We start from the raw sequence: 24,394 nt of genomic DNA on the forward strand, positions 1-24,394 counted from the left end.
TCTTCAAGGCCGATCGCAGCCTGCGGCAGCGGCGACAAAGGTGGTTGGTTGGGTCAGCGGCCGAGGTACACCTCGATCACCCGCTCGTTTTCCTGCACCTGCTCCAGCGACCCTTCGGCCAGTACGCTGCCCTGGTGCAGCACGGTGACGTGGTCGGCAATCGAGCCGACAAAGCCCATGTCGTGTTCCACCACCATCAGCGAATGCTGGCCCGCCAGGGTCTTGAACAGCTCGGCGGTGAACTCGGTCTCGGCGTCGGTCATGCCTGCCACCGGCTCGTCCAGCAACAGCAGTTGCGGGTCTTGCATCAGCAGCATGCCGATCTCCAGGAACTGCTTCTGACCGTGGGACAGCAAGCCGGCCTGGCGCTGGGCCGAAGGGCTCAGGCGAATGGTCTCCAGCACCTGGGCGATGCGGTCTTTCTGTTCGCCGCTCAGGCGCGCCCCGAGGCTGGCCCACACCGACTTGTCGGTCTTCTGCGCCAGCTCCAGGTTCTCGAACACGCTCAGGGCCTCGAACACCGTGGGCTTCTGGAACTTGCGGCCGATCCCGGCCTGGGCGATCTGCACTTCGCTCATCCGGGTCAGGTCCAGGGTTTCGCCGAACCAGGCCTTGCCCTGGGTGGGGCGGGTCTTGCCGGTGATCACGTCCATCAGGGTGGTCTTGCCGGCGCCGTTGGGGCCGATGATGCAGCGCAGCTCGCCGACGCCGATGTACAGGTTGAGGTCGTTGAGGGCCTTGAAACCGTCGAAGCTGACGCTGATGTCTTCCAGGGTCAGGAGGGTGCCGTGGCGGGTGTTGAGGCCCTTGCCGGCGGCGTGCCCGAGGCCGATGGCGTCGCGGCTGGCGCCGGCGTCCTTGTTGGCGTCGAGAATGGGTTCGAGCATGAAGTCCGCGGTCGCAGTGACTCTCATTGTTCACCTCGTTTCTTCAGCAGGCCGATCACGCCCTTGGGCAGGTACAGGGTCACCACGATGAACAGGGCGCCGAGGCAGAACAGCCAGTATTCGGGGAAGGCCACGGTGAACCAGCTCTTCATGCCGTTCACCAGCCCGGCGCCCAGCAGCGGCCCGATCAGCGTGCCGCGTCCGCCCAGGGCTACCCACACGGCAGCCTCGATGGAGTTGGTGGGGGACATCTCGCTGGGGTTGATGATGCCCACCTGGGGCACATACAGGGCCCCGGCCAAGCCACAGAGCACCGCGCTCAAGACCCAGACGAACAGCTTGAAGCCGCGGGGGTCGTAGCCGCAGAACATCAGGCGGTTCTCGGCATCGCGCAGGGCGGTCAGCACCCGGCCGAACTTGCTCCGGGCCAGGCGCCAGCCCAGGTACAGGCTGGCCACCAGCAGCAGCACCGTGGCCAGGAACAGCACCGCGCGAGTGCCCGGTTCGGTGATGCCAAAACCCAGGATGCTGCGGAAATTGGTGAAGCCGTTGTTGCCGCCAAAACCGGTCTCGTTACGGAAGAACAGCAGCATCCCGGCAAACGTCAGGGCCTGGGTCATGATCGAGAAATACACGCCCTTGATCCGCGAGCGGAAGGCGAAGAAACCGAACACCAGGGCCAAGAGACCCGGCGCCAGCACCACCAGGCACAGGGCCCAGAGGAAGTGGCTGGTGCCGGTCCAGTACCAGGGCAGTTCGCTCCACGAAAGGAAGGTCATGAACGCTGGCAGGCCGTCTCCGGCGGCCTGGCGCATCAGGTACATGCCCATGGCGTAGCCGCCCAGGGCGAAGAACAGGCCGTGGCCCAGGGACAGCAGCCCGGCGTAGCCCCAGACCAGGTCCAGGGCCAGGGCGACAATGGCGTAGCAGAGGATCTTGCCCACCAGGGTCAGGGTGTAGGCCGAGACCTGCAGCGGGTTGTCCGCCGGCAGCAGTGACAACAGCGGCAAGGCCAGCAGCACCAGGAGCAGCAGCGCGCCGACGGCGATCGTGACCTTGGGCCCGGCTTTCTGGCTGGCGGTAATGAGCAGTGGTTGATTCATCAGTCGATCACCCGTCCTTTGAGTGCGAAGAGTCCTTGCGGGCGTTTCTGGATGAACAGAATGATCAGCGCCAGGATGAGGATCTTGCCCAGTACGGCGCCGATCTGCGGTTCGAGGATCTTGTTCGCCACCCCCAGGCCAAAGGCCGCCAGCACGCTGCCGGCCAGTTGCCCGACGCCGCCGAGCACCACCACCAGGAACGAGTCGATGATGTAGCTCTGGCCCAGGTCCGGGCCAACGTTGCCGACCTGGCTCAGGGCCACGCCACCCAGGCCGGCGATGCCCGAGCCGAGGCCGAAGGCGAGCATGTCCACGCGGCCGGTGGGCACGCCGCAGCACGCGGCCATGTTGCGGTTCTGGGTCACTGCTCGCACGTTCAGGCCCAGGCGGGTCCTGTTCAGCAGCAGCCAGGTGAGCACGACAACGAACAGCGCGAAGGCGATGATCACGATGCGGTTGTAGGGCAGTACCAGATTGGGCAATACCTGGATGCCGCCGGAGAGCCAGGCCGGGTTCGCCACCTCGACGTTCTGCGCGCCGAACAGCAGGCGCACCAGTTGGATCAGCATCAGGCTGATGCCCCAGGTGGCCAGCAGGGTTTCCAGGGGCCGGCCATAGAGATGACGGATCACCGTGCGCTCCAGGGCCATGCCGATCCCGGCGGTGACGAAGAACGCCACCGGCAGTGCCAGCAGCGGGTAGTACTCGATGGCGTGTGGGGCGTAGCGCTGGAACAGCAGCTGCACCACGTAGGTGGCGTAGGCGCCGAGCATCAGCATCTCGCCGTGGGCCATGTTGATCACCCCCAGCAGGCCGAAGGTGATGGCCAGGCCCAGGGCCGCCAGCAGCAGGATCGAGCCCAGGGACAAGCCGCTGAAGGCCTGGCCGAGGACTTCACCCACCAGCAGCTTGCGCTTGACCTGGGCCAGGCTGGTTTCGGCGGCGGTGCGCACATTGGCATCGGCCTCGACCCCGGGTTGCAGCAGGCCTTCGAGGCGGGTGCGGGCCAGAGGGTCGCCGGTTTCCCCCAAAAGGCGCACGGCGGCCAGACGCACCGCCGGGTCGCTGTCCACCAGTTGCAGGTTGGCCAGGGCCAGGCTCAGGGCGGCGTGCACGCCGGGGTCTTGCTCGGCGGCGAGCTGGGCATCGAGGAATTTCAATTGCGCCGGCTTGGCGCTTTTCTGCAGCTGCCGGGCGGCGTCGAGCCGGGTGCTGGCCTCGCTGGCAAGCAACTGATGGCTGGCCAGGGCGCTGTCGATCAGGCCCCGCAAGCGGTTGTTCAGGCGCAGGGGCTTGGTTTCGCCGGCCATGCTCAGTTGGCCTTGTTGCAGGGCCGTGAGCAGTTCCAGGCGCGCCGGGTCGGGCTGCGCGGCCCAGCTTTCCAGAAGCCGGGCCTGTTCGCTGGAGTTGCCGGCGACGAAGTCTTCGGCGTCGCCGGCCTGGGCGGCCATGGGCAGCAGCAACAGGCAGGCGAGGATCAAACGGTAGAGGGCAGTGGGCATATCAGTGGCCTTGCGCGTAGCGTGGTTCTGTAGCCGTTGCCGCAGGCTGCGATAAGGTCCGCAGGACCTTCAAAGGCCTCAAGAGCACGTGCTCTTCGAGGCCGATCGCAGCCTACGGCAGCGGCTACAGGGGGTGTGCCGGGCCTGAAGGCTTGGCGTCCATCCGGCGATCAGTTGCTCTTGACCGCGTAGTCCGGCTTCTTGTCGTTGCCCGGGATGTATGGGCTCCAGGGCTGGGCGCGGATCGGCCCTTCGGTCTGCCACACCACGTTGAACTGACCGTCCGGCTGGATCTCGCCGATCATCACCGGCTTGTGCAGGTGGTGGTTGGTCTTGTCCATGGTCAGGGTGTAGCCCGAGGGCGCGGCGAAGGTCTGCCCGGCCAGGGCTTCGCGGACCTTGTCGACATCGGTGGACTTGGCTTTCTCCACCGCCTGGGCCCACATGTGAATGCCGACGTAGGTGGCTTCCATCGGGTCGTTGGTCACCGCCTTGTCTGCCCCCGGCAGGTTCTTGGCCTTGGCGTAGGCCTTCCAGGCGGCGACGAACTTCTGGTTCACCGGGTTATCCACCGATTCGAAGTAGTTCCATGCCGCGAGGTTGCCCACCAGCGGCTTGGTGTCGATGCCGCGCAGTTCTTCCTCGCCCACCGAGAACGCCACCACCGGCACGTCGGTGGCCTTCAGGCCCTGGTTGGCCAGTTCCTTGTAGAAGGGCACGTTGGAATCGCCGTTGACCGTGGAGATCACCGCGGTCTTGCCGCCGGCGGAGAACTTCTTGATGTTGGCGACGATGGTTTGATAGTCGCTGTGGCCGAAGGGGGTGTAGACCTCTTCGATGTCCTTGTCGGCCACGCCCTTGGCGTGCAGGAACGAACGCAAAATCTTGTTGGTGGTGCGCGGGTAGACGTAGTCGGTGCCCAGCAGGAAGAAGCGCTTGGCGCTGCCGCCGTCTTCGCTCATCAGGTATTCCACGGCCGGGATCGCCTGCTGGTTCGGCGCGGCGCCGGTGTAGAAGACGTTGGGCGACATTTCTTCGCCTTCGTACTGCACCGGGTAGAACAGCAGGCCGTTGAGTTCTTCGAACACTGGCAGCACCGATTTGCGCGACACCGATGTCCAGCAGCCGAACACCACCGCCACCTTGTCCTGGGTCAGCAACTGCCGACCCTTTTCGGCGAACAGCGGCCAGTTGGAGGCCGGGTCCACCACCACCGGTTCCAGCAGCTTGCCGTTGACCCCGCCCTTGGCGTTGATCTCGTCAATGGTCATCAGCGCCATGTCTTTGAGCGAGGTTTCAGAGATCGCCATGGTCCCCGACAGGGAGTGCAGGATACCGACCTTGATGGTCTCGGCGGCCTGGACGGTCCAGGTCATGCCCATCGCGGCAATGCTTGCCGAGAGGGTGAAAGCCTTGAGCAAACTACGACGCTTCATTGTGCGATCTCCATGAACTCTTGATTTTTTCAGGTGGTAGATGCGACTTCTCGGGCGCAGTGAAAACGCAGTAGTTTTCACTCCGCCTGTGCTGAAGGGCTGTTTTGCAAGGGATGTGCCGAGTCGCCCTAGGGCATGAAAACGTCGGTCTTAGCGGCAGTGAGCGGCTAGGTGATGCCCCAAGAGGAGGCTTTGCGCAGAGGATGGTGCGCAGGGATGCGTCATTGTGGTGCTGCCGCAGAGCGGCAGCCTGGGTCAGCCAGGGGCTTCAGTTAACCCCAGGGAAGGAGTCGACGTATTTGATGGTGAAATCGGGAAAGGAGTCGACGATCTGGATCTTGTAATCGGGAAAGCTGTTGACGATCTTCCACTTGCCCGGCGCGTCGGCAAAGGAGTTGACCTGCTTGACCTTCAGATCGGGAAAGGAGTTCACCACCTTGACCTTGTAGTCGGGGAAGCTGTTGACGATCTGGATGTTGCCGTAGATTTTCGAGACGTCGACCGAGGTGCCGGCCTGGGCACCAAGGGTGGTGCCGAGCAGCAAGGCCAAGAATGCGGTTCTGAACATGAGACTCATCCTGAGAGATCCAAGCGCGCGATCTTAAAGCAAGGGCGACGATTGTAGGAGCTGGCTTGCCAGCGAAGAGGCCCTCGAACCTGGCACAAGGCTCAGGGGCGCCTTCGCCGGCAAGCCGGCGCCTACAGGGAGACGGGCACCGTCAGCGGCGGCGCATCAGGCCAATGAAGAACAGCCCGCCAATGGCCGCGGTGGCCACGCCGATGGGCAGGTCCTCAGGGGCAATCAGGGTACGCGCGGCGACGTCGACCCAGACCAGGAACAGGCTGCCCAGCAGCACGCACGCCGGCAGCAGTCGACGGTGCTCGGCACCCACCAGGCGCCGGGCGATGTGCGGCACCATCAGCCCGACAAAGCCGATGGAGCCGCTGATGGACACCAGCACCCCGGTCATCAGCGAGGCGATCAGGAACACCTTCAGGCGCACGTTGCGTGCGTTCAGGCCCAGGGTCACGGCAGTCTGTTCCCCGGCCATCAAGGCATTCAGCGGCCGTGCCATGCCCAGCAGCAACCCCAGCCCCAGCAGCACGCTGGCGGCAGGAATCGCCAGCAGTTCCCAGCGCGCCAGGCCCAGGCCGCCGAGCATCCAGAACATCACCGCCGAGCTGGCCCGGTGATCACCCATGAACAGCAGCAGGTTGGCCACTGCCATCATCACGAAGGACACCGCCACCCCGCACAGCAGCAGGCGGTCGCTGTCCAGGCGCCCGTTGCGCGCGGCGATGCCCAGCACCAGGAGCATGCTCGCCAGGGCGCCGATAAAGGCTGCCAGGGGCAGGGTCAAGAGGCCGATGACCTGCCCCAGGTGCAGCACCACGATCACCGCGCCGAGGGTGGCGCCGGAGGTCACCCCCAGCAGGTGCGGGTCGGCCAGGGGATTGCGGGTCACGGCCTGCAGCACCGCGCCGATCAGTGCCAGCCCGGCGCCGACCAAAGCACCGAGGAGCATGCGCGGGACGCGGATCAGCCAGACGATATGCTCCTGGCCCGGGCTCCAGTCCACCGTACCCAGGCCCAGGGCCTTGTGCAGGAGAATCCGCCAGACCACCTCCGCCGGCACCCGCGCCGGACCGAAACCCAGGGACAGCACACAGGACGCCAGCAGCAGGGCGCCGAGGGTCAGTAACAGGCAGGCATAACGACCCTTGATCATTCGCCGTGGAAACCCTTGGCCAGGGTTTCCACCGCCAGCACGTTGTCGATGCCCGGGGTGGCTTGCACATAGGGAATGACGATGAAGCGCTGGTTCTTGATCGCGTCGACTCCTTGCAGGGCCTGGTTGTTCAGCAGGAACTGCTGCTTCTGCTCGGCGGTGACTTCGCTGTAGTCGACGATGACGATCACTTGCGGGTTACGCTCGACCACCGTCTCCCAGTTGATTCGGGTCCAACTGGCCTCGACGTCATCGAGAATGTTGCGCCCGCCAGCGGCATCGATCAGGGCCTGGGGCATGCCCAAGCGGCCCGAGGTCATGGCCCGGTCTTCGCCGCTGTCGTAGAGGAACACCCGGGGCTTGTCCTTGGGCAGGTTCTTCTGTACCTCGGCGACCTGCTCCTGCATCTGCGCGATCAGCGCGTTGGCCCGGTCCTGCACGTCGAAGATCCGCCCCAGGTTGCGCAGGTCGTTGTAGGTGTCGTCGAGGCTGGCCGCCGGGCGCTTCATCACGAAGGCGCAGGACTCGGTCAGCTCGTAGACGTTGATCCCCAGTGGCGCCAGGGTCTGCGGCGTGAGGTCGCCGCCGATGCGCATGCCGTAGTCCCAGCCGGCGAAGAAAAAGTCGACGTTGGCGTTGAGCAGGGTTTCCACCGACGGGTACTTGGCCGCCAGCTCTGGCAGACCGTCGAGCAAGGTGCTCATTTGCGGGGTCACGGCTTTCCAGCCACTGACGCCGCTGTAGCCCACCATCCGCGACTTGAGCCCCAGGGCGAGCATCATCTGGGTCATGTTGATGTCATGGCTGAGGGCGTGTTGCGGCGCTTGCTTGAAGGTCACTTCACGGTTGCAGCTGGTGATGGTCAGCGGGTAGTGGGTCGCTTCGGCGAAGGCTTGGGCGGTGCCCAGGAACAGGGTCAGGGCGAGGCCGGAGCGGAGCAGGGAGCGCAAGGTCATGGTTGAGTGATCCAGGTGATTCGTGGGTAGCCGGACAGGGGGTGGGCGTCGATCAGCGCCTCGACGCCGAACACGTTGCGCAGCAGATCGACTGTGAGCACTTCGGTGGGAGTGCCGCTGGCGACGATGCGTCCGTGATCGAGGACATACAGCCGGTCGCAGAAGGCCGCGGCCAGGTTCAGGTCATGGATGCTCGCCAGGGTGCCGATGCCCAGGCGCTTGACCCGTTGCAACAGCTCCAGCTGGTAGCGCGGGTCGAGGTGGTTGGTCGGTTCATCGAGGATCAGCAGTTGCGGGCGCTGGGCCAGGGCCCGGGCCAGGATCACCCGTTGTTTCTCGCCCCCGGACAAGGTGGCGAAAGCATGGTCCTCGAAGCCCAGCAGGCCCACCGATTCCAGGGCCTCGCGGGCGATGCGCCGGTCTTGTTCGGTGTCGCCGTCGAACAGGCCCTTGTGCGGCGTGCGGCCCATGGCGACCACTTCCTCCACCGTCAGGCCGAAGGCGTCGGGGAACTCCTGGAGCACCACGGCGATGCGTTGCGCGCACCAGCGTGGCGATTGCTTCCACACGTTGTGATGGGCCAGTTGCACCTCGCCCTGCTGCGGCTTGCTGAAGCGATAGGCACAGCGCAGCAGGCTGGTCTTGCCGCTGCCGTTGGGCCCGATCAGGCCGACGAACTCGCCGGCCGCCACTTGCAGGCTGGCCTCACGCAGTTGGAACTGGTGATGGCAGTGGCCCTGGCCCAGGGGTGTCCAGGCCAGGTTGGTGAGGTTCAGCGAGGTCATGCGGTGTCCGTGTGATCCCCGTGCCGTAGCGCCAGGTGGGGTTAAAAGGTGTAGTCAGCGGTGACGAAGAACGAGCGTGGCTCGCCGAGTATCCATTGCTGGCCGTCATTGTATTGGCTTTGTGCGTACTGGCGGTCAAACAGGTTGTTCAATTGCAGGCCCAGGGTGGTATTGGGCAGGGCTTTCCACGACAGGTTGGCATCGACCACGGTGTAGCTGGGCAGTTCGTTGCGGTTGGCCATATCGGCGTAGCGCGCATCCACGTAGCGCACTCCGGCGCCGGCCCGCAGGTCATCGTTGAGGGCCTTGCTCAGCCACAGGTTGGCGGTGCGGCGCGGCACGTCCACCGGGCGCTTGCCGTCGCGGGAGACTTGCACGCCGTTGACGTCCTGCTGGAAGTCGTCGTACTGGGCACGAACGATGGCGGCGTTGGCCTGCAATTGCCAGGCGTCGGGCAGTTGCAGCTCCAGGCTGGCTTCCAGGCCGTTGGAGGATTGCTGGCCCACTTGCTGTTTGCGGTTCGGCTCGCCGGGCACATCGGTCAGCAGCTTCTTCTTGACGATGTGGTAGGCCGCCAGGGTCCATTCGCCACGCTGGTCCCAGAACGCCTGCTTGAGGCCGATCTCGCTCTGCCGGGCGCTGGACAGGTCGAATTGCTGCTGGCTCTTGCTCAGGGAAATCAGCCCGCCAACGCCGTCGGTGCTGGTGGAGTACTGCCCGTAAAGGGAGGTGTCCGGGGTTACGGCAAACACCAGCCCGGCCTTCCAGTTGTTGCCGGTCAGGGTCTTGTCGCTGCGGCTGTCGTCCTTCAAGTCATCCCGATCAATGTGCGCATAGTCGCGGCGCACACCGGTCACCAGGGACCAGCGCTCGCTGAGTTGCAGGCGGTTTTCGGCGAACACCGACAGCTGTTTGGTGGTGGTCTTGAATTGATCGCGGTAGGGGCTGTTGCTGGCGAAGTCGCCCGCGGCCGGGTGATACAGGTCCAGCGGTTGACCGTTGGTAAAACTGTCGGTGAAGGGCGAATTGCTCTTCAGGTGAAAGCGAATGCGGTTGTAGTCGACGCCGGTCAGGGTCTGGCTGTCGAGGCCCAGCAGCGAGTGCTTGAAGGTAAAGGTCTGGCGGTCGCCGACCTGTTCCTGCTGGTGGCCGATAGCGTAGTAACCGCTGCGGCTCAGTTGGCCGGTGGTCGGGTTGAAGTTGTAGTTCTCGGCGTTCTGCCAACGACGCTGGGCCTTGAGGTAATACAGCTCGTTGCTGGCACTGACCTGGTCGGAAATCTGCCATTCGCTGGTCAGGCGGGTCCACTGGTCGTTGTAGTGCTGCTGGTCATTGCGGACGTTGTAGTTCTTGTTTCGCAGGCTTTTGTGGAAGCGCCCGTTGATCAGCGGCGTGCCGAAGTCGTTCATCGGGTTCTGGTCGCCGTAGTCGTGGGCCAGGGTAAAGGCCAGGTCGTCGCGAGCCTGCCAGCGCAGGGCGGCACTGACGAAATCGCCGGAGGAGTCGCCACGGTCGATCCAGCCGTTGCTGCGCTCGCGGTTGAGGTTGAGCCGATAGCTCAAGGTGTCGCTCAGGGAGCCACCGCTGTCCAGGGCCTGCTGCTGGCGATCGAAGGAGCCGTAGCCCAGGCGCAGGTGGTTTTCGATTGCGCCGCTGAAGGGCTTTTTCGGGAGGGTGTTGATCACCGCGCCGGTGGCACCTTCGCCATACAGCACCGAGGCCGGGCCGCGCAGCACGTCGACCCGCTCCACCGCCCAGCTGTCCACCGGGAAGGTCACGGTGCCCATGCCGGTGTACATGCGGTTGCCGTCATACAGCTGCATCACCGAACTCTGCCCGGTGAAACCCCGTGCCGACAAGGAAGTGCCACCGTCGCCTGGGGTGCCGGTGCGGCTGATGCCGGCGCTGCGGGAGACCGCGTCCTGAATGCTGCGGTCACCCCGGGCGCGAATCCGTTCGCCGCTCAGGCTGTCAGTGCTGGCCGGGGTTTCCAGTGCGCTGAGGCCCAGGCGCGAGCCGGCGCTGGTGGGGGTCTTCAGGCTGACGTTGTCGTCGGCCGCGCTGGCCGGAGCCGAAATGGTGCCGGTGGGCAGGGTCAGGGAGGCGGCGGAATCATCCGCCTGAGCCAGGGAAGGCAAGGCCATCAGGCAAAGGCTGGGCAGCAAGTACTTGTTCATCGGGACGGTGAATCACTTCTTCGAGGGGGTTGCCCGCAGTGGGGAACTGCGGGCAGGGATCTTACACTTTAGTGTTATAAAGTAACATTATAACTGTGCATGGCTAAAGCGCCGAGATTCTACAGAGCCCTCTGGAACGCGCATCTCAGCTGATTCATGTTGAAGATGAAGCAGATTCAGGCCCGCGATTGAAGCGTGAAAGCAGCAGGCGATCGAGCAGCCACACCCCAATCAGCGAGGCTCCAACCAAAGGAAATGCCAAGGCCAGCAGCGCCATGATCAGCATCGCGGTTTTCCATTTCGGCAGGTCGTGGCGCAGCGGGGGCACGCCGAGTCGGCCCTGGGGACGACGCTGCCACCACATGACCATGCCGCTCACGGCGCTGAGCAGGATCATCAGGCACACCACCAGCACCAGGATCTGGTTGACGCGGCCGAACATCTTGCCTTCATGCAGCATCACCCCAACCTCCGTGGCCCGGGCCACGTTGCTGTACTGCTGCCAGCGCACGTCGGCCAGGACCTTGCCGCTGTATTGGTCGACATGCAGGGTGGCATCGTTACGCGGATCGTCGGCGAACACGGCGATGGTGAACACGCCGGTGGCGGTCTTCGGCAAGGTGATGCTGTAGCCCGGTTCGACCTGGCGCTGGCGGGCGATGTCCTGCACCGCTTGCAGGCTGATGGACGGGGCTGCCGGCGCCGTGTCCGCGGCGTTGTGGGCCATGTGCTCGGCGTGGTCGCCGGACATCGGCATCGGGGTGTTTTCCACCGCCCAGGGCACGGTCTGGCGCGTGGCGCTGTTGAGCTCCCGGGCCTGCTGGTCGGAGGTCGGCACGTCGTTCCACATGGCCGCCGGAAAGCGGTTCCACAGGTCGGCGTACTGCTTGCCCCAGAAGCCGGTCCAGGTCATGCCGCTGAGTAGCATCAGCAGCAGGAATGCCGCGCCCCAGAAGCCCAGCACACTGTGCAGGTCGCGCCAGAATGGCCTACCGCGGACGCTGAAACGCGGCCACAGCACGCCCGCCGACGACTTGCCCCGTGGCCACCACAGGTACAGGCCGGACACCACCAGGACGATGCCCCAGCCAGCGGCCAGTTCCACCAGCCGGTCACCGACGGTGCCGATCATCAGCTCACCGTGAATGGCCCGGGCCACGGCCTGCAGGTTGGCCTTGGCATCCTGCTCGCCGAGCACATCGCCGTGGTAGGGGTCGATGAAGACATTCAGCTCCTGACCCTTGTCCTGCACCACGAACTGCGCGCTGCGCTCGGCATCAATCGGTGGCAGGTACTGCTTGATATGGCCCTGGGGGTAGGCCGATTGCACCCTTTGCAGCAAGTCGTCGGCACTCAGCAGGTGATGACCGGCGGGCACCTTGAGCAGTCTGGGGTACATCAACGGGTCCAGTTGTGGCTTGAACAGGTAGATGATGCCGGTCAGGGCCAGCATCACCATGAAAGGGGCCACGAACAGCCCGGCGTAGAAATGCCAGCGCCAGGCCAGGTTGTAGAAAGACACTTTGGGTCGGTTCATCGGGGAACGCTCCGCAGGGCAGTGAATCTTTTCTTATAGGGGCTGTTCGCTGGCACCCCAGCTCCTGCGGTGAGGAGCCGGCGTGCCGGCGAAGGCGGATCAGAAGCTCAGGTCGACCTTGGTCCAGAGGGTGCGCCCCGGCTCCTTGATCGCCTGGGGATCACTGGCCGGGTAGCCGAAGCCGGCGTTGCCCGCCAGGTTCAGGTGTTCGGCGTAGGCCTTGCCGAACAGGTTGTCGACCCCGGTGCTGAGCTTGAGGTTCTTGGTCACCCGGTAGGCGCCGTTGAGGGAGAACACGCCGAAGCCACCGCTCTTGCCGAAGTCCTTGCCGACCACGTTGCCCTTGTTCAGGTCGACGCGGTTTTGCGCCGCCACCACTCGCCACAAGGCCCCGGCGCTCCAGTCGTCCTCGCTGTAGGTCAGGCCGAAGCGCGCGTCCAGCGGCGGCATCTGCGGCAGGGCCTTGCCGTCGCTGCTGTTCTTGCCCCAGGCGTAGGCCAGGGTCGCATCGGCTTTCCAGTTGGAGGTCAGCTTGTAGGCCGCACCCAGTTCGCCGCCCATGATCCGGGCGTCGATGTTCTCGGCCCGAGAGGTGCTCATGCCCATCATTTTCGAGTTGTAGTCGAAGAGGATGTAGTCGCGCACCTGGCCGATATAGCCCGAGGCCCAGGCTTCCAGATCCTCGCTCTGGTATTGCAGGCCGAAGTCCAGTTGGGTGGTCTTTTCCGGCTTGATCGAATCGAAGGCGTTCACTGAGCCCGCCGGGCCCATTTTCGGCGAGAACAGCTCCCAGTAGTCGGGGAAGCGCTGAGTGTGGCCAAGGCCGACGTACAGCGTGGTCGGGCTGTCGGCCAGGTCATGCTCGTAGCGCACGAAGCCGCTGGGCAGGGTATCGGCCCGAGTATCGCCGGCAGTGGGGTTGGGCCGGCTCATCATTCCCGAGCCGATGCTCTGCCGGTAGTCCTTGGCCGAAGCACGGTCGAGGCGGGCCCCGGTGATCAGGCGGTCGCGCTCGGCGGCGTACCAGGTCAGTTCGCCGAAGGCGCCATAGTTGTGGAAGTCGGCGTCCTTGGTACGGGGCAGTTGCTTGTAGGTATCCACGCCGTTGCTGGCCCGATTGCGGTGTTCGTTGGTCTGGGCATCCAGGCCGCCGATCAACTGCAGGTCGGCCCAGCGCCAGGTGGCCTTGATCCGCGCACCGAGGGTGCGACGGTCGACATTGGAGGCCATGGGGCCGGCCATCATGCCGGTGCCGGACGGGGTGCGCAGGCTGTAGTTGTCCATCACGTGGTCGGCGTAGTTGTAGTAGACCTGGGCCTCGACCTTGTCCAGGACCTCGCCGATGTTGGATTTTTCGAAACGCAGGCCCAGGCTTTCGCGCTTGAACTGCGAACCGTCCATGCCGCGGCCGGCGTAGCGGGCTTCGCCGTCGCCCTTGCCGGCGGTGAGCTCCAGCAGGGTGTCGGCGTCCGGGGTCCAGCCCAGGGCCACGTCACCGTTCCACTTGTCGTAGCGCGAGGCCACGGTGTCGTTGTTGCCATCCTTGTAGTCGTCGGCGTGGGCGGTGTTGCCGATCACCCGCACATACCCCAGGGGGCCGCCGGCGGCAGCATCCAGGGTCTTGTCGAAGCGGCCGTTGGAGCCCGCCAGCAGGCTGGCGTTGACCCGCGTGCCGAGTTCGCCGAAGTGTTCCGGCTCACGCTCGAACAGCACCGTGCCGGCCGAGGCGCCCGGGCCCCAGAGCACGGTTTGCGGGCCCTTGATCACGGTCAGGCGATCATAGGTTTCCGGGGAGATGTAGGAGGTCGGTGCATCCATGCGGCCGGGGCAGGCGCCGAGCATCATGCCGCCGTTGGTGAGGATGTTCAGGCGCGAGCCGAACATGCCCCGCAGTACCGGGTCACCGTTGGTGCCGCCATTGCGTACCAGGGCGAAGCCGGGAATGGTCTTCAGGTAGTCGCCGCCGTCACTGGCCGGGACCGGTTGGCGCGGGTCCTTGGGATTGGTGACCACGGTCAGCGGCGAGCTGGGGGCGATGGCGGTGATCACCGTCGGGCTCAATTGCGTGCCGTGTCGGGAGTGATCCGTCGGGGCCTCGTCGGCCAGGGCCAGGGGGCTCAGCAGCACGCCGCAAAGCACCGCCAGGGCATGGTTGAAACGCAGGCGCGACGGGTTCAGGGCAAAGGGCTTGGATGGCTGGGCAGCGCCCAGGCGAGTGTCAGCAGAAAACATAGATGTTCCATCGATCGGTCTTGAATGACACGGCCGCAACTACGCGGCTGTCGCAATGACAGTCGGCCGTGTGAGATGAGCAGGGGACTCAGACGAGGATCGGTGGGGCGCGGGTCAGGGCGCCGGGGAACACGGTCTGCCGGGCGTGGCCCAGGCGCGTGGCGGGGATCAGGAAATGCTGTGTGGGCGGCGCGGACAGGGCGGCGAACGACAGCCCCGAAGGCAGCGCCGGGCAATTGAACAGCAGGCTGCAATAGCCGCATTTTTCCCAGAGTACGTGTTGTTCGCCCTGGGACTTGCCCTGTTGGGCGTGATGCGGGCTTTCACCGTGACAGCCGGGCGCGCCGTCGCCCATGTCCATGGAGACGGACATGTTCATCGGCATCGCGTGATCCATCGGCATCGACTGAGAAATCAGCGGGCCGATAAAGATCATCAGCATGGCGAACAGGCTGATCCAGCTGCCGCGGCGCACTCCCGGGGAGTTGCGACGCGGCGCGGACCGCCTGCGGCCAGGCGCGTGCGGGGTGTTCACGGTAACGAGCCGGTCAGCTTAGTGAGCGTGCTTGGACTCGTGCATGGCGGCCGGTGGCTGCTTCTGTACGGCCACTTCGACGGTGACGTCGCCGGCCTTTTCAAAGTGCAGGGTCAGCGGGAAGCGCTTGCCGTCGCTGAGCAGGCTGCGGTCTTTGAGCTCCATCAGCATCACGTGGTAGCCCATGGGGGCGAAGGTCACCTCACCGCCGGCGGGCACCGCAACCTTGGCCACTTGCTGCATTTTCATCATGTCGCCTTGCATGACGTGTTCATGCAGTTCGGCCCGGCCAGAGATCGGCGAGTCGACACTGAGCAGGGTGTCGGCGTTCTTGCCTGGGTTGTGCACCACGAAGTAAGCCGCGACGGTCGGCGCGTTCGGCGGCAGCTCCTGCGACCAGGGATGGGCGATCTGCAACTCACCGGCCTTGTAGTCGTGAGCGGTGGCGAAACAGGCAGGCAGCAGCAGTGCGACAACGAGCAGGGATTGCTTGATCAGGGACGGTTTGGACATGACGGTTCTCCAGAACGATTCAAAAACGCAGATCACTTGCGAAAGGGAATCATGCCAGAGGCGGGGCACCGGGGTTCAGGCTGGGCCATTGCTGGCGCAGGGTGAGCATTGCGATCTTCGGTTGCGGCGCGCCCGGCTGGACGGCGAAACGAATGAAATTCAGCTGGGGTACATGACCGGGCAGGGCCACCAGCGGCGCCGAGGCTGAGCAGCACCAGCAGTGCTGCATGTTCGAGTGCTCGTCGTTCTGCGGGGCTTTCTGTTCAAGCTTGCCCAGGGAAATGGCCACCATTTTGGTGCCGCTGGAAGAGCAGAAGCTGCCCCACAGCAGTTGTTCGTCCAGCCCCGAATCGTTGCGTTGCATGGCCCCGGAAAGCGGCATGGCAAGCATGTTGAACAGCACTGCGAAGCAGGCGATCCAGGCAAATGCGAGCCGTTGTCGGGACATGGGGACGATCCGTCGGTTGAGCGATCAGGCGGGTATTTAGCCTGATCGCTGTGGATAAGTAAAAAAGCAGCGTATGCGGTGTGGTGTCGCAGTGCCAGTTCAGGCCGGGCTGACGTGGAGCTTGAGTCCCAGTGCCTTCATGACCTTGATGATAGTTGCGAACTCGGGATTGCCCTGGCTGCCCAGGGCCTTGTACAGGCTCTCGCGACCCAGGCCGGTGTCGCGGGCCACCTGGGTCATGCCCCGGGCGCGGGCGATGTCGTTTAGGGCGGCGCGGATCAGCTTGCCGTCGCCGGCATCTTCCTCGAAGCAGGCGTCGAGGTAGGCCACCATGTCTTCAGGGGTCTTGAGGTACTCCGCCGCGTCGAAGCGGGTGACTGGGGTGTGCATGTTTCAACCCTCGCTCTTGAGGTCGTGGGCCAGTTGCCTGGCGCGTTGGATATCGCGTCTCTGGGTGTTCTTGTCACCGCCGATCAACAACAGGTAGATCACCGTGCCCCGGCGCGAGAAGTACACCCGATAGCCGGGGCCGCGATGGATGCGCATTTCATAGACACCTTCGCCCACCGGTTCGCAGTCGCCGAATCGGCCCAGTTGGGCGGCGCGGATCCTGGCCAGTACACGGGTTTTGCCTTGCGGATCCTTCAGGTGCAGGAGCCAGCGGCTGAACTCCAGGGTCTGCTCGAAGACGTACATGACGAATGTATTCCTTGGGATACAGCGTGGCAACCCATTTGCCCGCCTAGAGCTCAACTGGGCGACGAGCGGAGCCGGCGCCATTGAGACGGTCCAAGGAGGCTAAAGCATGGGGTTGGTAGCGCGCTGCCAGGGGCTTCCCAAGTGTTTGTGGGGCGCGGCGGTTTTGCCTGTCAGGTTTTGTCCGGCGAGTGCAGGGCCTGCAGCAACTCGGCCACGCTGGCAAAGTGGCGGTCGGCCTCGGGCAGCTTTGGGCGCTTGAGCACCAGCACCGGTATGCCCCGCTCACGTGCCACCTCCAACTTGGGCTCGGTGGCGCTGCTGCCGCTGTTCTTGCTGATCAGCACATCGATGTCCCGACGTGCGAACAGTTGGCGCTCGTCTTCGATCAGGAAAGGCCCACGGGCACCGATGACTTCGCAACGCTCGTTGCCGGGGCAGGTTTCCAGGGCGCGCAGGGTCCAGAACTGCCCCGCAGGAATCTCGTTCAGATGCTGCAACGGCTCGCGGCCGAGGGTGAACAGCGGCCGCTTGAAGGGCCGCAGGGCCTCGACCAATGCCTCCCAGCCGGCGATCTCGCGCCAGTCATCGCCCGGTTGCGGCTGCCAGGCCGGGCGCCGCAAGGCCCAGCAAGGCACGGCTGCGTGCTGTGCCGCAGCCACGGCATTGGCGCTGATCTGCGCCGCGTAGGGGTGGGTGGCATCCAGCAGGAGGCCAATGCGTTGTTCGCGGATAAAGCGCGCCAGGCCCTCGGCACCGCCATAGCCGCCGACCCGTACCTGGCAGTTCAGGTCGGTGGGCACCCGACCGACCCCGGCCAGGCTGTAGATATGTTCAGGGCCCAGGGTGCGGGCGATGGCCAGGGCTTCGGTGACCCCGCCCAGCAGCAGAATACGGGTCATGACAAGACTCCGGCATGGCCAACGATGCCGCCCTGGCGATCGATGGCGAAGACTTCCACCTGTACCTGGGCCGGCACCACGCTGCGGGCGAAGTCCAGGGCGTGCTGGCACACCGCGTCGCCCAGGGCGATCCCGGCGGCGCTGGCCATGGCCAGGGCCTGCTGGCTGGTATTGGCCTCGCGGATGGCCTGTTGCAGCGCCGGGTCGGCACCCACCGCGGCGGCCCAGCGCGCCAGTTGTGGCAGGTCGATGCTGGAATGGCGGCTGTGCAGGTCCATGTGCCCGGCGGCCAGTTTGCTGATCTTGCCGAAGCCGCCGCACAGGCTGAGTTTATCCACAGGCACTTTGCGCAGGTGCTTGAGCACTGCGCCGACGAAGTCGCCCATTTCGATCAGGGCGATTTCCGGCAGTTCGTAGACCCGGCGCATGGTGTCTTCGCTGGCGTTGCCGGTGCAGGCGGCGATGTGCAGGTAGCCATTGGTCTTGGCCACGTCGATGCCCTGGTGGATCGAGGCGATATAGGCCGCGCAGGAGAAGGGCCGGACAATGCCGCTGGTGCCCAGGATCGACAGCCCGCCGAGAATCCCCAGGCGCGGGTTCATGGTTTTCAGGGCCAGTTCCGCTCCGCCCTCGACGTTCACCGTGACTTCGAACCCGCCGGGGTAGGCCTGTTCCTCGGCGAGCCGTTGCAGGTGTTCGCTGATCATCCGGCGCGGCACGGGATTGATCGCCGGCTCGCCCACTGCCAGAACCAGCCCGGGGCGGGTCACGGTGCCCACACCCTGGCCGGCGATAAAGCGGATTCCCGGCTCGGGAGTCAGGCGCACCTGGGAGTAGAGCAGGGCGCCGTGGGTCACGTCCGGGTCGTCGCCGGCATCCTTGAGGGTTCCGGCCTCGGCGCCGTCGTGGGTGCGGCGACAGAACTCCAGGCGCATCTGTACCTGTTTTCCCTTGGGCAGGACGATATCCACCGCGTCCGCATTGACGCCCCCCAAGAGCAGGCGAGCGGCGGCCAGGCTGGTGGCGGTGGCGCAGCTGCCGGTGGTCAGGCCGCTGCGCAGGGGCGCGGGCTGTTCCGCTGTTTCCTCACGCATGCCCTTGCTCCCGTAGGAGCGAGCTTGCTCGCGAAGGGCGCGCTGCGGTCTCTTTGCTGGACGCTTTTGCGGGCAAGCCCATTCCTGCAAGGTTCATGGCAGGTCCCGGGGTTTGTGCAGGTCCAGCAGGGTGATCGGCAGGGCCTGGCGCCAGGTATCGAACTCCCCCAGGGGCTGGGCCTGGGCGATATGGATGCGGGTCAGTTCCCCGCCGTACTGCTCGCGCCAGTGCATCAGGGTCATTTCACTTTGCAGGGTCACCGCGTTGGCCACCAGGCGCCCACCGGGCTTGAGCTGCTCCCAGCAAGTCTGCAATACGCCTTCGCGGGTCACCCCACCACCGATGAACACCGCATCCGGACGCTCCAGTCCGGCCAGGGCTTGGGGCGCGCTGCCGCGAATCAGTTGCAGCCCGGGCACCCCGAGCACGTCGCGGTTGTGTTCGATCAACTGCTGGCGGCCGTCATCGGCTTCGATGGCCAGGGCCCTACAACTGGGGTGGGCCCGCATCCATTCAATACCGATGGAACCGCTGCCGGCCCCCACATCCCAGAGCAGTTCACCGGGTACCGGGGCCAGACGGGCCAGGGTGATGGCGCGCACGTCCCGCTTGGTCAACTGGCCGTCATGACGGAAGGCCGAGTCCGGCAGGCCGGCCAGACGGGACAGTGGCGGCGTATCGGCCGCCGCCCGGCATTCGATGGCCAGCAGGTTGAGGTCGGCGATCGATGGATCGCTCCATTGATTGGCAGTGCTGTCCAGGCGTCGCTCCAAGGGCCCGCCCAAGTGCTCCAGTACCGTGATCCGGCTCGGGCCGAAGCCGCGCTCGCGCAGCAGTCCGGCGATGGCTGCCGGGCTGTGGCGGTCATTGCTCAGCACCAGCAGGCGCACGCCGCTGAACAGTTGGGCGTTGAGCGCGGCAATCGGCCGTGCCACCACCGACAGCGTGACCACCTCCTGCAGGGCCCAGCCCAGGCGGGCGGCGGCCAGGGAATAGGAGGAAGGAAAGGGCAGTACCTGCAGCTCATCGGCCGGCAGTTGCCGGGCCAGGCTGGCCCCTACGCCGAACAGCATCGGATCGCCGCTGGCCAGCACGCAGACGGGCGTGTCGCGTTGGCTCAGCACCGGCTCCAGGGAGAACGGACTGGGCCACAACTGGCGTTCGCCACGGATGCACGCCGGCAGCAGATCCAGCTGGCGCTGGCCGCCGACGATCCGCGAAGCGCCCAGCAGGGCATGGCGGGCATTCCTGCCCAGGCCCTTGAAGCCGTCTTCACCGATTCCCACTACTGTCAGCCAGGGCGACATCTATATTCCTCAAACCTAAGGTTCCGACCGGCAGGCTTTTCATGCCTTCGGACAAAGCAGGCATAATACCGCGCCTTCGCTGACGAAGCGCTTTTCCCACACTGCCGGTCGCCCCTTTGAACGAACGTCCTATGTCCACCGCCATCCGCCCCTCGGCCTGCCCGGGGTTGCTGCGCATTGTCCCTGCGCTGGACGGCGGCATCTGCCGGATCAAGCTGGCGGGCGGCGTCATCAGTGCCGCTCAGGCAGCGGCGGTGGCCGAGGCGGCGCAGGCTTATGCCGGCGGTGTGATCGAGGCCACCAACCGCGCCAACCTGCAGATTCGCGGGATCGGCGCCGAGCACCAGGCACTGATCGACAAACTGCTGGCGGCCGGCCTGGGACCGACCACCGCCGCCGGCGACGATGTGCGCAACCTGATGCTCAGCCCCAGTGCCGGCATCGACCGGCAGTTGCTGATGGACACCCGGCCCCTGGCCGGGCAGATCCTCGAGACCTTGCAGAGCCACTCGCGCTTCCATGAACTGTCGGCCAAGTTCGCCGTGCAGCTCGATGGCGGCGAAGCCCTGGCCATGCTCGAACATCATCACGATCTGTGGCTGGCCGCCTTGGTGCGGGAGGGGCAGTTGCTGTTGGCCTTTGGCCTGGCGGGCAGCCCTGTGGATAAACCCTTGGCGGCAGTGCCCCAGGAACTGGGTCATGAACTGCTGGTGGCGGTGCTGGAGCTGTTTCTCGAACTGGCCACGCCCGAGCAGACGCGGATGCGCCACCTGTTGGCGCAGGTGCCGGTGGCGGATTTTCTTGCCCAACTGAACCTGCGCCTGAGCCGGCCCTTGTTGAGTATCGACGGCTGGCAGCGTCCGGCCTCGGTCGCTGGGCTGCACCTGGGAACTTATCCACAGCGTGAACGCGGACAGGTCTATGTCGGTGCGGTTGCGCCCCTGGGGCGCCTTGATCCCGTCATGCTCAAGGGCGCTGCGCAACTGGCCGAACAGTACGGCGACGCCAGCCTGCGCTTCACACCCTGGCAGAGCCTGCTGCTGCCCGGCATTGCCCCGGCGGATGCTCCCCGGGTCACGGCACGTCTGGGCCAACTGGGCCTGTTGTGCAGCCCTGAACAGTCCCTGGCCCACCTGATTGCCTGTACCGGCTCCAGTGGCTGCGGCAAAGCCCTGGCCGACACCAAGGGCGATGCGTTGAAGTTGGCGGCCCTGCTCCAGGGCCATGGCCGTCAGCAGGCGGTGCATTTGTCGGCCTGCTCCCGTTCCTGCGCCGCCGCCCATGTGGCGCCGGCCACCCTGCTGGCGACGGCCCCAGGGCGTTACGACTTGTATCTACGCGATGCAGCGCAGCCGGGTTTCGGCGCGCTGCACGCACGCAACCTTTCTATTGAAGCGGCAGAGGCACTGCTTGATGCCCGCCCACGGAGCCACCTAGATGATTGATTACATCCGCGACGGTCAGGAGATCTATCGCAACTCCTTCGCGATCATCCGCGAAGAAGCCAAGCTGGATCGCATTCCCGCCGACCTGGAAAAACTCGCGGTACGGGTGATCCACGCCTGCGGCATGGTCGAGGCCATCGACGGCCTGCAATTCTCCGCGGGCGCCGGCAAGGCCGGGCGTGATGCCCTGGCCGCCGGGGCACCGATCCTCTGCGATGCGCGGATGGTCTCTGAAGGCATTACCCGGGCACGCTTGCCGGCCAACAACAAAGTGATCTGCACCCTGCGCGATGACAGCGTCCCGGAGTTGGCCCGAGAGCTGGGCAACACCCGCTCGGCGGCGGCTCTGGAGCTCTGGCGTCCGCACCTGGAAGGCAGCGTGGTGGTGATCGGCAATGCGCCCACCGCCCTGTTCTACCTCCTGGAAATGCTCGACGCCGGCGCGCCGAAACCGGCGCTGATCCTCGGCTTCCCGGTGGGCTTCGTCGGCGCCGCCGAATCCAAGGCGATGCTCGCCGCCGACAGCCGCGGCGTGCCCTTTGTGATCATGCAGGGTCGCCTGGGCGGTAGCGCCATGGCCGCCGCCGCCGTCAACGCCCTGGCCACGGAGATCGAATGATGCAGCAACCTGGACGTTTGATCGGCCTTGGCGTGGGTCCTGGTGATCCGGAGCTGATTACCCTGAAGGCCCTGCGCCTGCTGCGCGAGTCGCCGGTGGTGGCCTACTTCGTGGCCAAGGGCAAGAAAGGCAACGCCTTCGGCATCATCGAAGGGCACCTGCAACAGGCCCAGACCCTGCTGCCGCTGGTGTACCCGGTGACCACCGAGGTGCTGCCGGCGCCGCTGTCCTACGAGCAAGTGATCAGCGATTTCTACGACAGCGCCAGCCAAGAGCTGGCGCTGCATCTGGATGCCGGTCGGGATGTGGCGGTGATCTGCGAAGGCGACCCGTTCTTCTACGGCTCCTACATGTACCTGCACGATCGTCTGGCCGAGCGTTACCAGGCCGAAGTGGTGCCCGGGGTGTGCTCGATGCTGGGCGGCGCGTCGGTGCTGGGCGCGCCGCTGGTGTATCGCAACCAGAGCCTGTCGGTGCTCTCGGGCGTGCTGCCACATGACGAACTCAAGCGGCGTCTGGCGGACGCCGACGCGGCGGTGGTGATGAAGCTGGGGCGCAATTTCCCCAAGGTGCGCCAGGTCCTGGAAGAGCTGGGGCTGGCGCAGCGTGCGCTGTATGTGGAGCGCGCCACCATGGCCAACCAGAAGATCGTGCCGCTGGATGACGTGGAGCCGATGTCCTCGCCGTACTTCTCGCTGATCATCGTGCCCGGCGAAAGGTGGCAAGGCTGATGGCCCGTTCAATTCCGGCCATCGTCATCCTTGGCCAAGGCAGTCTCGACACCGCACGGCAGATCCAGCGGCTGTATCCCGATTCGTTGATCTACGGTCTGGCGGAACGGGTCGAAGGCGCTGATCGGATCTACCACGAATTCGGCGCCACCCTGCGCCAGCTGTATCAACAGGACAGGCCCATCATCGCCCTGTGTGCGGCGGGTATCGTGATCCGCACCCTGGCCCCGCTGCTGCTGGAAAAAGGCGCCGAACCGCCGGTGCTGGCAGTGGCCGAAGACGGCAGCGCCGTGGTGCCGCTGCTGGGTGGCCTGGGCGGCGTCAACGTCATGGCCCGGGAAATCGCCGCGGGCCTTGGCGTGGCTGCGGCCATTACCACCAGTGGCGAACTGCGCTTTGGCACCTGCCTGCTCAACCCGCCCAGCGGTTATGCCCTGGGCGACCTGGAGCTGGGCAAGCGCTTTGTCTCCGACCTGCTGGGTGGCGAAAGCGTGCGCATCGAAGGCGCCGCGCCCTGGCTGGCCGCGGCCAAGCTGCCCGAGAACGATCAGGCCCGCCTGACCATCCGGGTCGGCTCTGCCGAGCGCGAGCCTGCGGCCAATGAGCTGCTGATCTACCCCCGCAGCGTCCTGGTCGCTTGCCGTAGCGGCCAGCTTGCTGGCGAAAGCGATACCAGCCTCGCTACCCACATCCGTCAGGCCCTGCATCAGGCGCGCATCGCCGTGCAGTCCGTCGCCTGCCTGCTGGCGGCCGACAGTGACATGGCTGACCGCGCCCTGCATCAGGCGGCTGCGCAACTGGGTGTGCCGCTGCGTTTCCTGCCGGCCGCCGGCAGTGTCGTCGAACTGGCACAGCAAGCCGTGCCGCAATTGCTGCCGCCGCTGAAGGTGGGGGAGGACATCGCCATCGCCGTGGCCAGCCAGCCCCTGGACCTCGAACAGATCGGCCGGCCCCGTGGGCGCCTGGCAGTCATCGGCCTCGGTCCTGGTGCTGCCGAACTCATGGTGCCGGCGGTGAAAGCCGAACTGGCCCGGGCCAACGACATCCTCGGTTATGAAACCTACGTGCGCATGGCCGGCCCGTTCCGCGCCGATCAGGTGATGCACTGCACTGACAACCGCGAAGAGATGCAGCGCGCCCGGCACGCCTTCGAACTGGCGGCCCAGGGCCGTTCGGTGGTGGTGGTGTCGTCCGGTGATCCGGGGGTGTTTGCCATGGCCGCGGCGGTCCTGGAAGCCCTGCACGAATCCAGCGATCCGGCCTGGCATCGTGTCGACCTGGAGATCCTCCCGGGCGTCTCCGCCTCACTGGCCACCGCCGCCCAGGCCGGCGCGCCGCTGGGTCATGACTTCTGCGTGCTGTCGCTGTCCGACAACCTCAAGCCCTGGGACATCATCGAGAAGCGCCTGGACCTTGCTTCCCAGGCCGATCTGGCCCTGGCCTTCTACAACCCGATCTCCCGTTCCCGACCCTGGCAACTGGGCCGGGCCCTGGAGATCGTGCGCCAGCACCGCACGCCGCACACCCCGGTGGTGCTGGGACGGGATATCGGTCGTCCGGGGCAGACCCTGCGGGTCATCACCCTGGGCGAGCTGACCCCGGAGCAGGTGGACATGCGCACCATGGTGCTGGTGGGCTCTTCCACCACCTGCGTCTTCCCCCGGGCCGAGGGTGGCGAGTGGGTCTACACGCCGCGCTGGTACGGCAATAAACCCTTGTAGGAGCCGGCTTGCCGGCGAAGGCGCTCACAAGATCGCC

The 24,394-nt window shown here is 65.5% G+C and carries 23 protein-coding genes; 4 read left to right on the plus strand and 19 right to left on the minus strand.

From position 1 onward, the window contains the following. Nucleotides 1-53: 53 nt before the first annotated feature. The 19 genes from urtD to cbiE all read right to left on the minus strand — a co-directional run bounded on the left by urtD (nt 54) and on the right by cbiE (nt 19,841). Nucleotides 54-914: an urea ABC transporter ATP-binding protein UrtD gene (urtD, locus tag J5M73_RS15050; RefSeq protein WP_102862964.1), complete on the minus strand. Its 861-nt coding sequence runs from the start codon at nt 912-914 to the stop codon at nt 54-56. Next, nucleotides 911-1,990 carry an urea ABC transporter permease subunit UrtC gene (urtC, locus tag J5M73_RS15055; protein WP_102862965.1) on the minus strand — a complete coding sequence of 360 codons (1,080 nt, stop codon included), beginning with the start codon at nt 1,988-1,990 and terminating at the stop codon, nt 911-913. Before urtC ends, urtD begins: the two co-directional genes overlap by 4 nt. Next, nucleotides 1,990-3,492 carry an urea ABC transporter permease subunit UrtB gene (gene urtB / locus J5M73_RS15060; RefSeq protein WP_102862966.1) on the minus strand — a complete coding sequence of 501 codons (1,503 nt, stop codon included), beginning with the start codon at nt 3,490-3,492 and terminating at the stop codon, nt 1,990-1,992. Before urtB ends, urtC begins: the two co-directional genes overlap by 1 nt. 170 nt (nt 3,493-3,662) lie before the next feature. Beyond that, entirely contained in the window at nt 3,663-4,928 is a 1,266-nt protein-coding gene (gene urtA, locus J5M73_RS15065) for an urea ABC transporter substrate-binding protein (RefSeq protein WP_102862967.1), read from the minus strand. 268 nt (nt 4,929-5,196) lie between these two features. Continuing rightward, nucleotides 5,197-5,496, minus strand: coding sequence for a hypothetical protein (locus tag J5M73_RS15070; RefSeq protein WP_102862968.1), 300 nt, complete (start codon nt 5,494-5,496; stop codon nt 5,197-5,199). A gap of 151 nt (nt 5,497-5,647) precedes the next feature. Continuing rightward, on the minus strand, nt 5,648-6,658 hold the full coding sequence (locus J5M73_RS15075; RefSeq protein ID WP_102862969.1) for an iron ABC transporter permease: 1,011 nt from the start codon (nt 6,656-6,658) through the stop codon (nt 5,648-5,650). Continuing rightward, nucleotides 6,655-7,614 (minus strand): ABC transporter substrate-binding protein, encoded by a 960-nt coding sequence (locus J5M73_RS15080; RefSeq protein ID WP_102862970.1) that lies wholly within the window; start codon nt 7,612-7,614, stop codon nt 6,655-6,657. The genes J5M73_RS15075 and J5M73_RS15080 overlap by 4 nt, the downstream gene beginning before the upstream one ends. Further along, on the minus strand, nt 7,611-8,399 hold the full coding sequence (locus tag J5M73_RS15085; RefSeq protein ID WP_102862971.1) for an ABC transporter ATP-binding protein: 789 nt from the start codon (nt 8,397-8,399) through the stop codon (nt 7,611-7,613). The genes J5M73_RS15080 and J5M73_RS15085 overlap by 4 nt, the downstream gene beginning before the upstream one ends. 41 nt (nt 8,400-8,440) lie before the next feature. Continuing rightward, nucleotides 8,441-10,576, minus strand: coding sequence for a TonB-dependent receptor (locus J5M73_RS15090; protein ID WP_102862972.1), 2,136 nt, complete (start codon nt 10,574-10,576; stop codon nt 8,441-8,443). Nucleotides 10,577-10,730: 154 nt separating this feature from the next. After that, complete coding sequence (locus J5M73_RS15095; protein WP_207815838.1) at nt 10,731-12,113, minus strand: PepSY domain-containing protein; 1,383 nt, start codon at nt 12,111-12,113, stop codon at nt 10,731-10,733. A 99-nt stretch (nt 12,114-12,212) separates the two neighbouring features. Beyond that, nucleotides 12,213-14,345, minus strand: a complete 2,133-nt coding sequence (locus tag J5M73_RS15100; protein WP_102862974.1) for a TonB-dependent copper receptor — start codon at nt 14,343-14,345, stop codon at nt 12,213-12,215. 88 nt (nt 14,346-14,433) lie between these two features. Beyond that, nucleotides 14,434-14,880, minus strand: coding sequence for a DUF2946 domain-containing protein (locus J5M73_RS15105; RefSeq protein ID WP_102862975.1), 447 nt, complete (start codon nt 14,878-14,880; stop codon nt 14,434-14,436). A gap of 18 nt (nt 14,881-14,898) precedes the next feature. Next, nucleotides 14,899-15,378 (minus strand): copper chaperone PCu(A)C, encoded by a 480-nt coding sequence (locus J5M73_RS15110; RefSeq protein ID WP_180988560.1) that lies wholly within the window; start codon nt 15,376-15,378, stop codon nt 14,899-14,901. Nucleotides 15,379-15,442: 64 nt separating this feature from the next. Beyond that, entirely contained in the window at nt 15,443-15,841 is a 399-nt protein-coding gene (locus tag J5M73_RS15115; protein WP_102862977.1) for a DUF2946 domain-containing protein, read from the minus strand. A 99-nt stretch (nt 15,842-15,940) separates the two neighbouring features. Next, a complete protein-coding gene (locus J5M73_RS15120) occupies nt 15,941-16,231 on the minus strand; it encodes an addiction module antidote protein (protein WP_016968235.1) in 291 nt (96 codons plus the stop codon). Between the two features lie 3 nt (nt 16,232-16,234). Then, entirely contained in the window at nt 16,235-16,537 is a 303-nt protein-coding gene (locus tag J5M73_RS15125; RefSeq protein WP_102862978.1) for a type II toxin-antitoxin system RelE/ParE family toxin, read from the minus strand. Between the two features lie 173 nt (nt 16,538-16,710). Beyond that, nucleotides 16,711-17,439 (minus strand): cobalt-precorrin-6A reductase, encoded by a 729-nt coding sequence (locus tag J5M73_RS15130; protein WP_102862979.1) that lies wholly within the window; start codon nt 17,437-17,439, stop codon nt 16,711-16,713. Continuing rightward, nucleotides 17,436-18,533, minus strand: a complete 1,098-nt coding sequence (locus tag J5M73_RS15135; RefSeq protein ID WP_102862980.1) for a cobalt-precorrin-5B (C(1))-methyltransferase — start codon at nt 18,531-18,533, stop codon at nt 17,436-17,438. The genes J5M73_RS15130 and J5M73_RS15135 overlap by 4 nt, the downstream gene beginning before the upstream one ends. 93 nt (nt 18,534-18,626) lie before the next feature. Continuing rightward, entirely contained in the window at nt 18,627-19,841 is a 1,215-nt protein-coding gene (gene cbiE, locus J5M73_RS15140; RefSeq protein WP_102862981.1) for a precorrin-6y C5,15-methyltransferase (decarboxylating) subunit CbiE, read from the minus strand. Between the two features lie 131 nt (nt 19,842-19,972). On the opposite strand from cbiE, the gene cobG reads away from it, so the two are divergent. From cobG to cobJ, 4 genes are read left to right on the plus strand one after another with little or no spacing between them, the layout of a single operon-like run. Beyond that, nucleotides 19,973-21,286 (plus strand): precorrin-3B synthase, encoded by a 1,314-nt coding sequence (cobG, locus tag J5M73_RS15145; protein ID WP_102862982.1) that lies wholly within the window; start codon nt 19,973-19,975, stop codon nt 21,284-21,286. Further along, nucleotides 21,279-21,905 (plus strand): precorrin-8X methylmutase, encoded by a 627-nt coding sequence (locus J5M73_RS15150; RefSeq protein WP_102862983.1) that lies wholly within the window; start codon nt 21,279-21,281, stop codon nt 21,903-21,905. The genes cobG and J5M73_RS15150 overlap by 8 nt, the downstream gene beginning before the upstream one ends. After that, on the plus strand, nt 21,905-22,636 hold the full coding sequence (locus tag J5M73_RS15155; protein ID WP_102862984.1) for a precorrin-2 C(20)-methyltransferase: 732 nt from the start codon (nt 21,905-21,907) through the stop codon (nt 22,634-22,636). The genes J5M73_RS15150 and J5M73_RS15155 overlap by 1 nt, the downstream gene beginning before the upstream one ends. Further along, nucleotides 22,636-24,357, plus strand: coding sequence for a precorrin-3B C(17)-methyltransferase (gene cobJ / locus J5M73_RS15160; protein WP_102862985.1), 1,722 nt, complete (start codon nt 22,636-22,638; stop codon nt 24,355-24,357). Before J5M73_RS15155 ends, cobJ begins: the two co-directional genes overlap by 1 nt. Nucleotides 24,358-24,394: the final 37 nt, after the last annotated feature.

This window comes from Pseudomonas sp. 50_B (genome assembly GCF_017491625.1).
GTDB lineage: Bacteria > Pseudomonadota > Gammaproteobacteria > Pseudomonadales > Pseudomonadaceae > Aquipseudomonas > Aquipseudomonas danubii.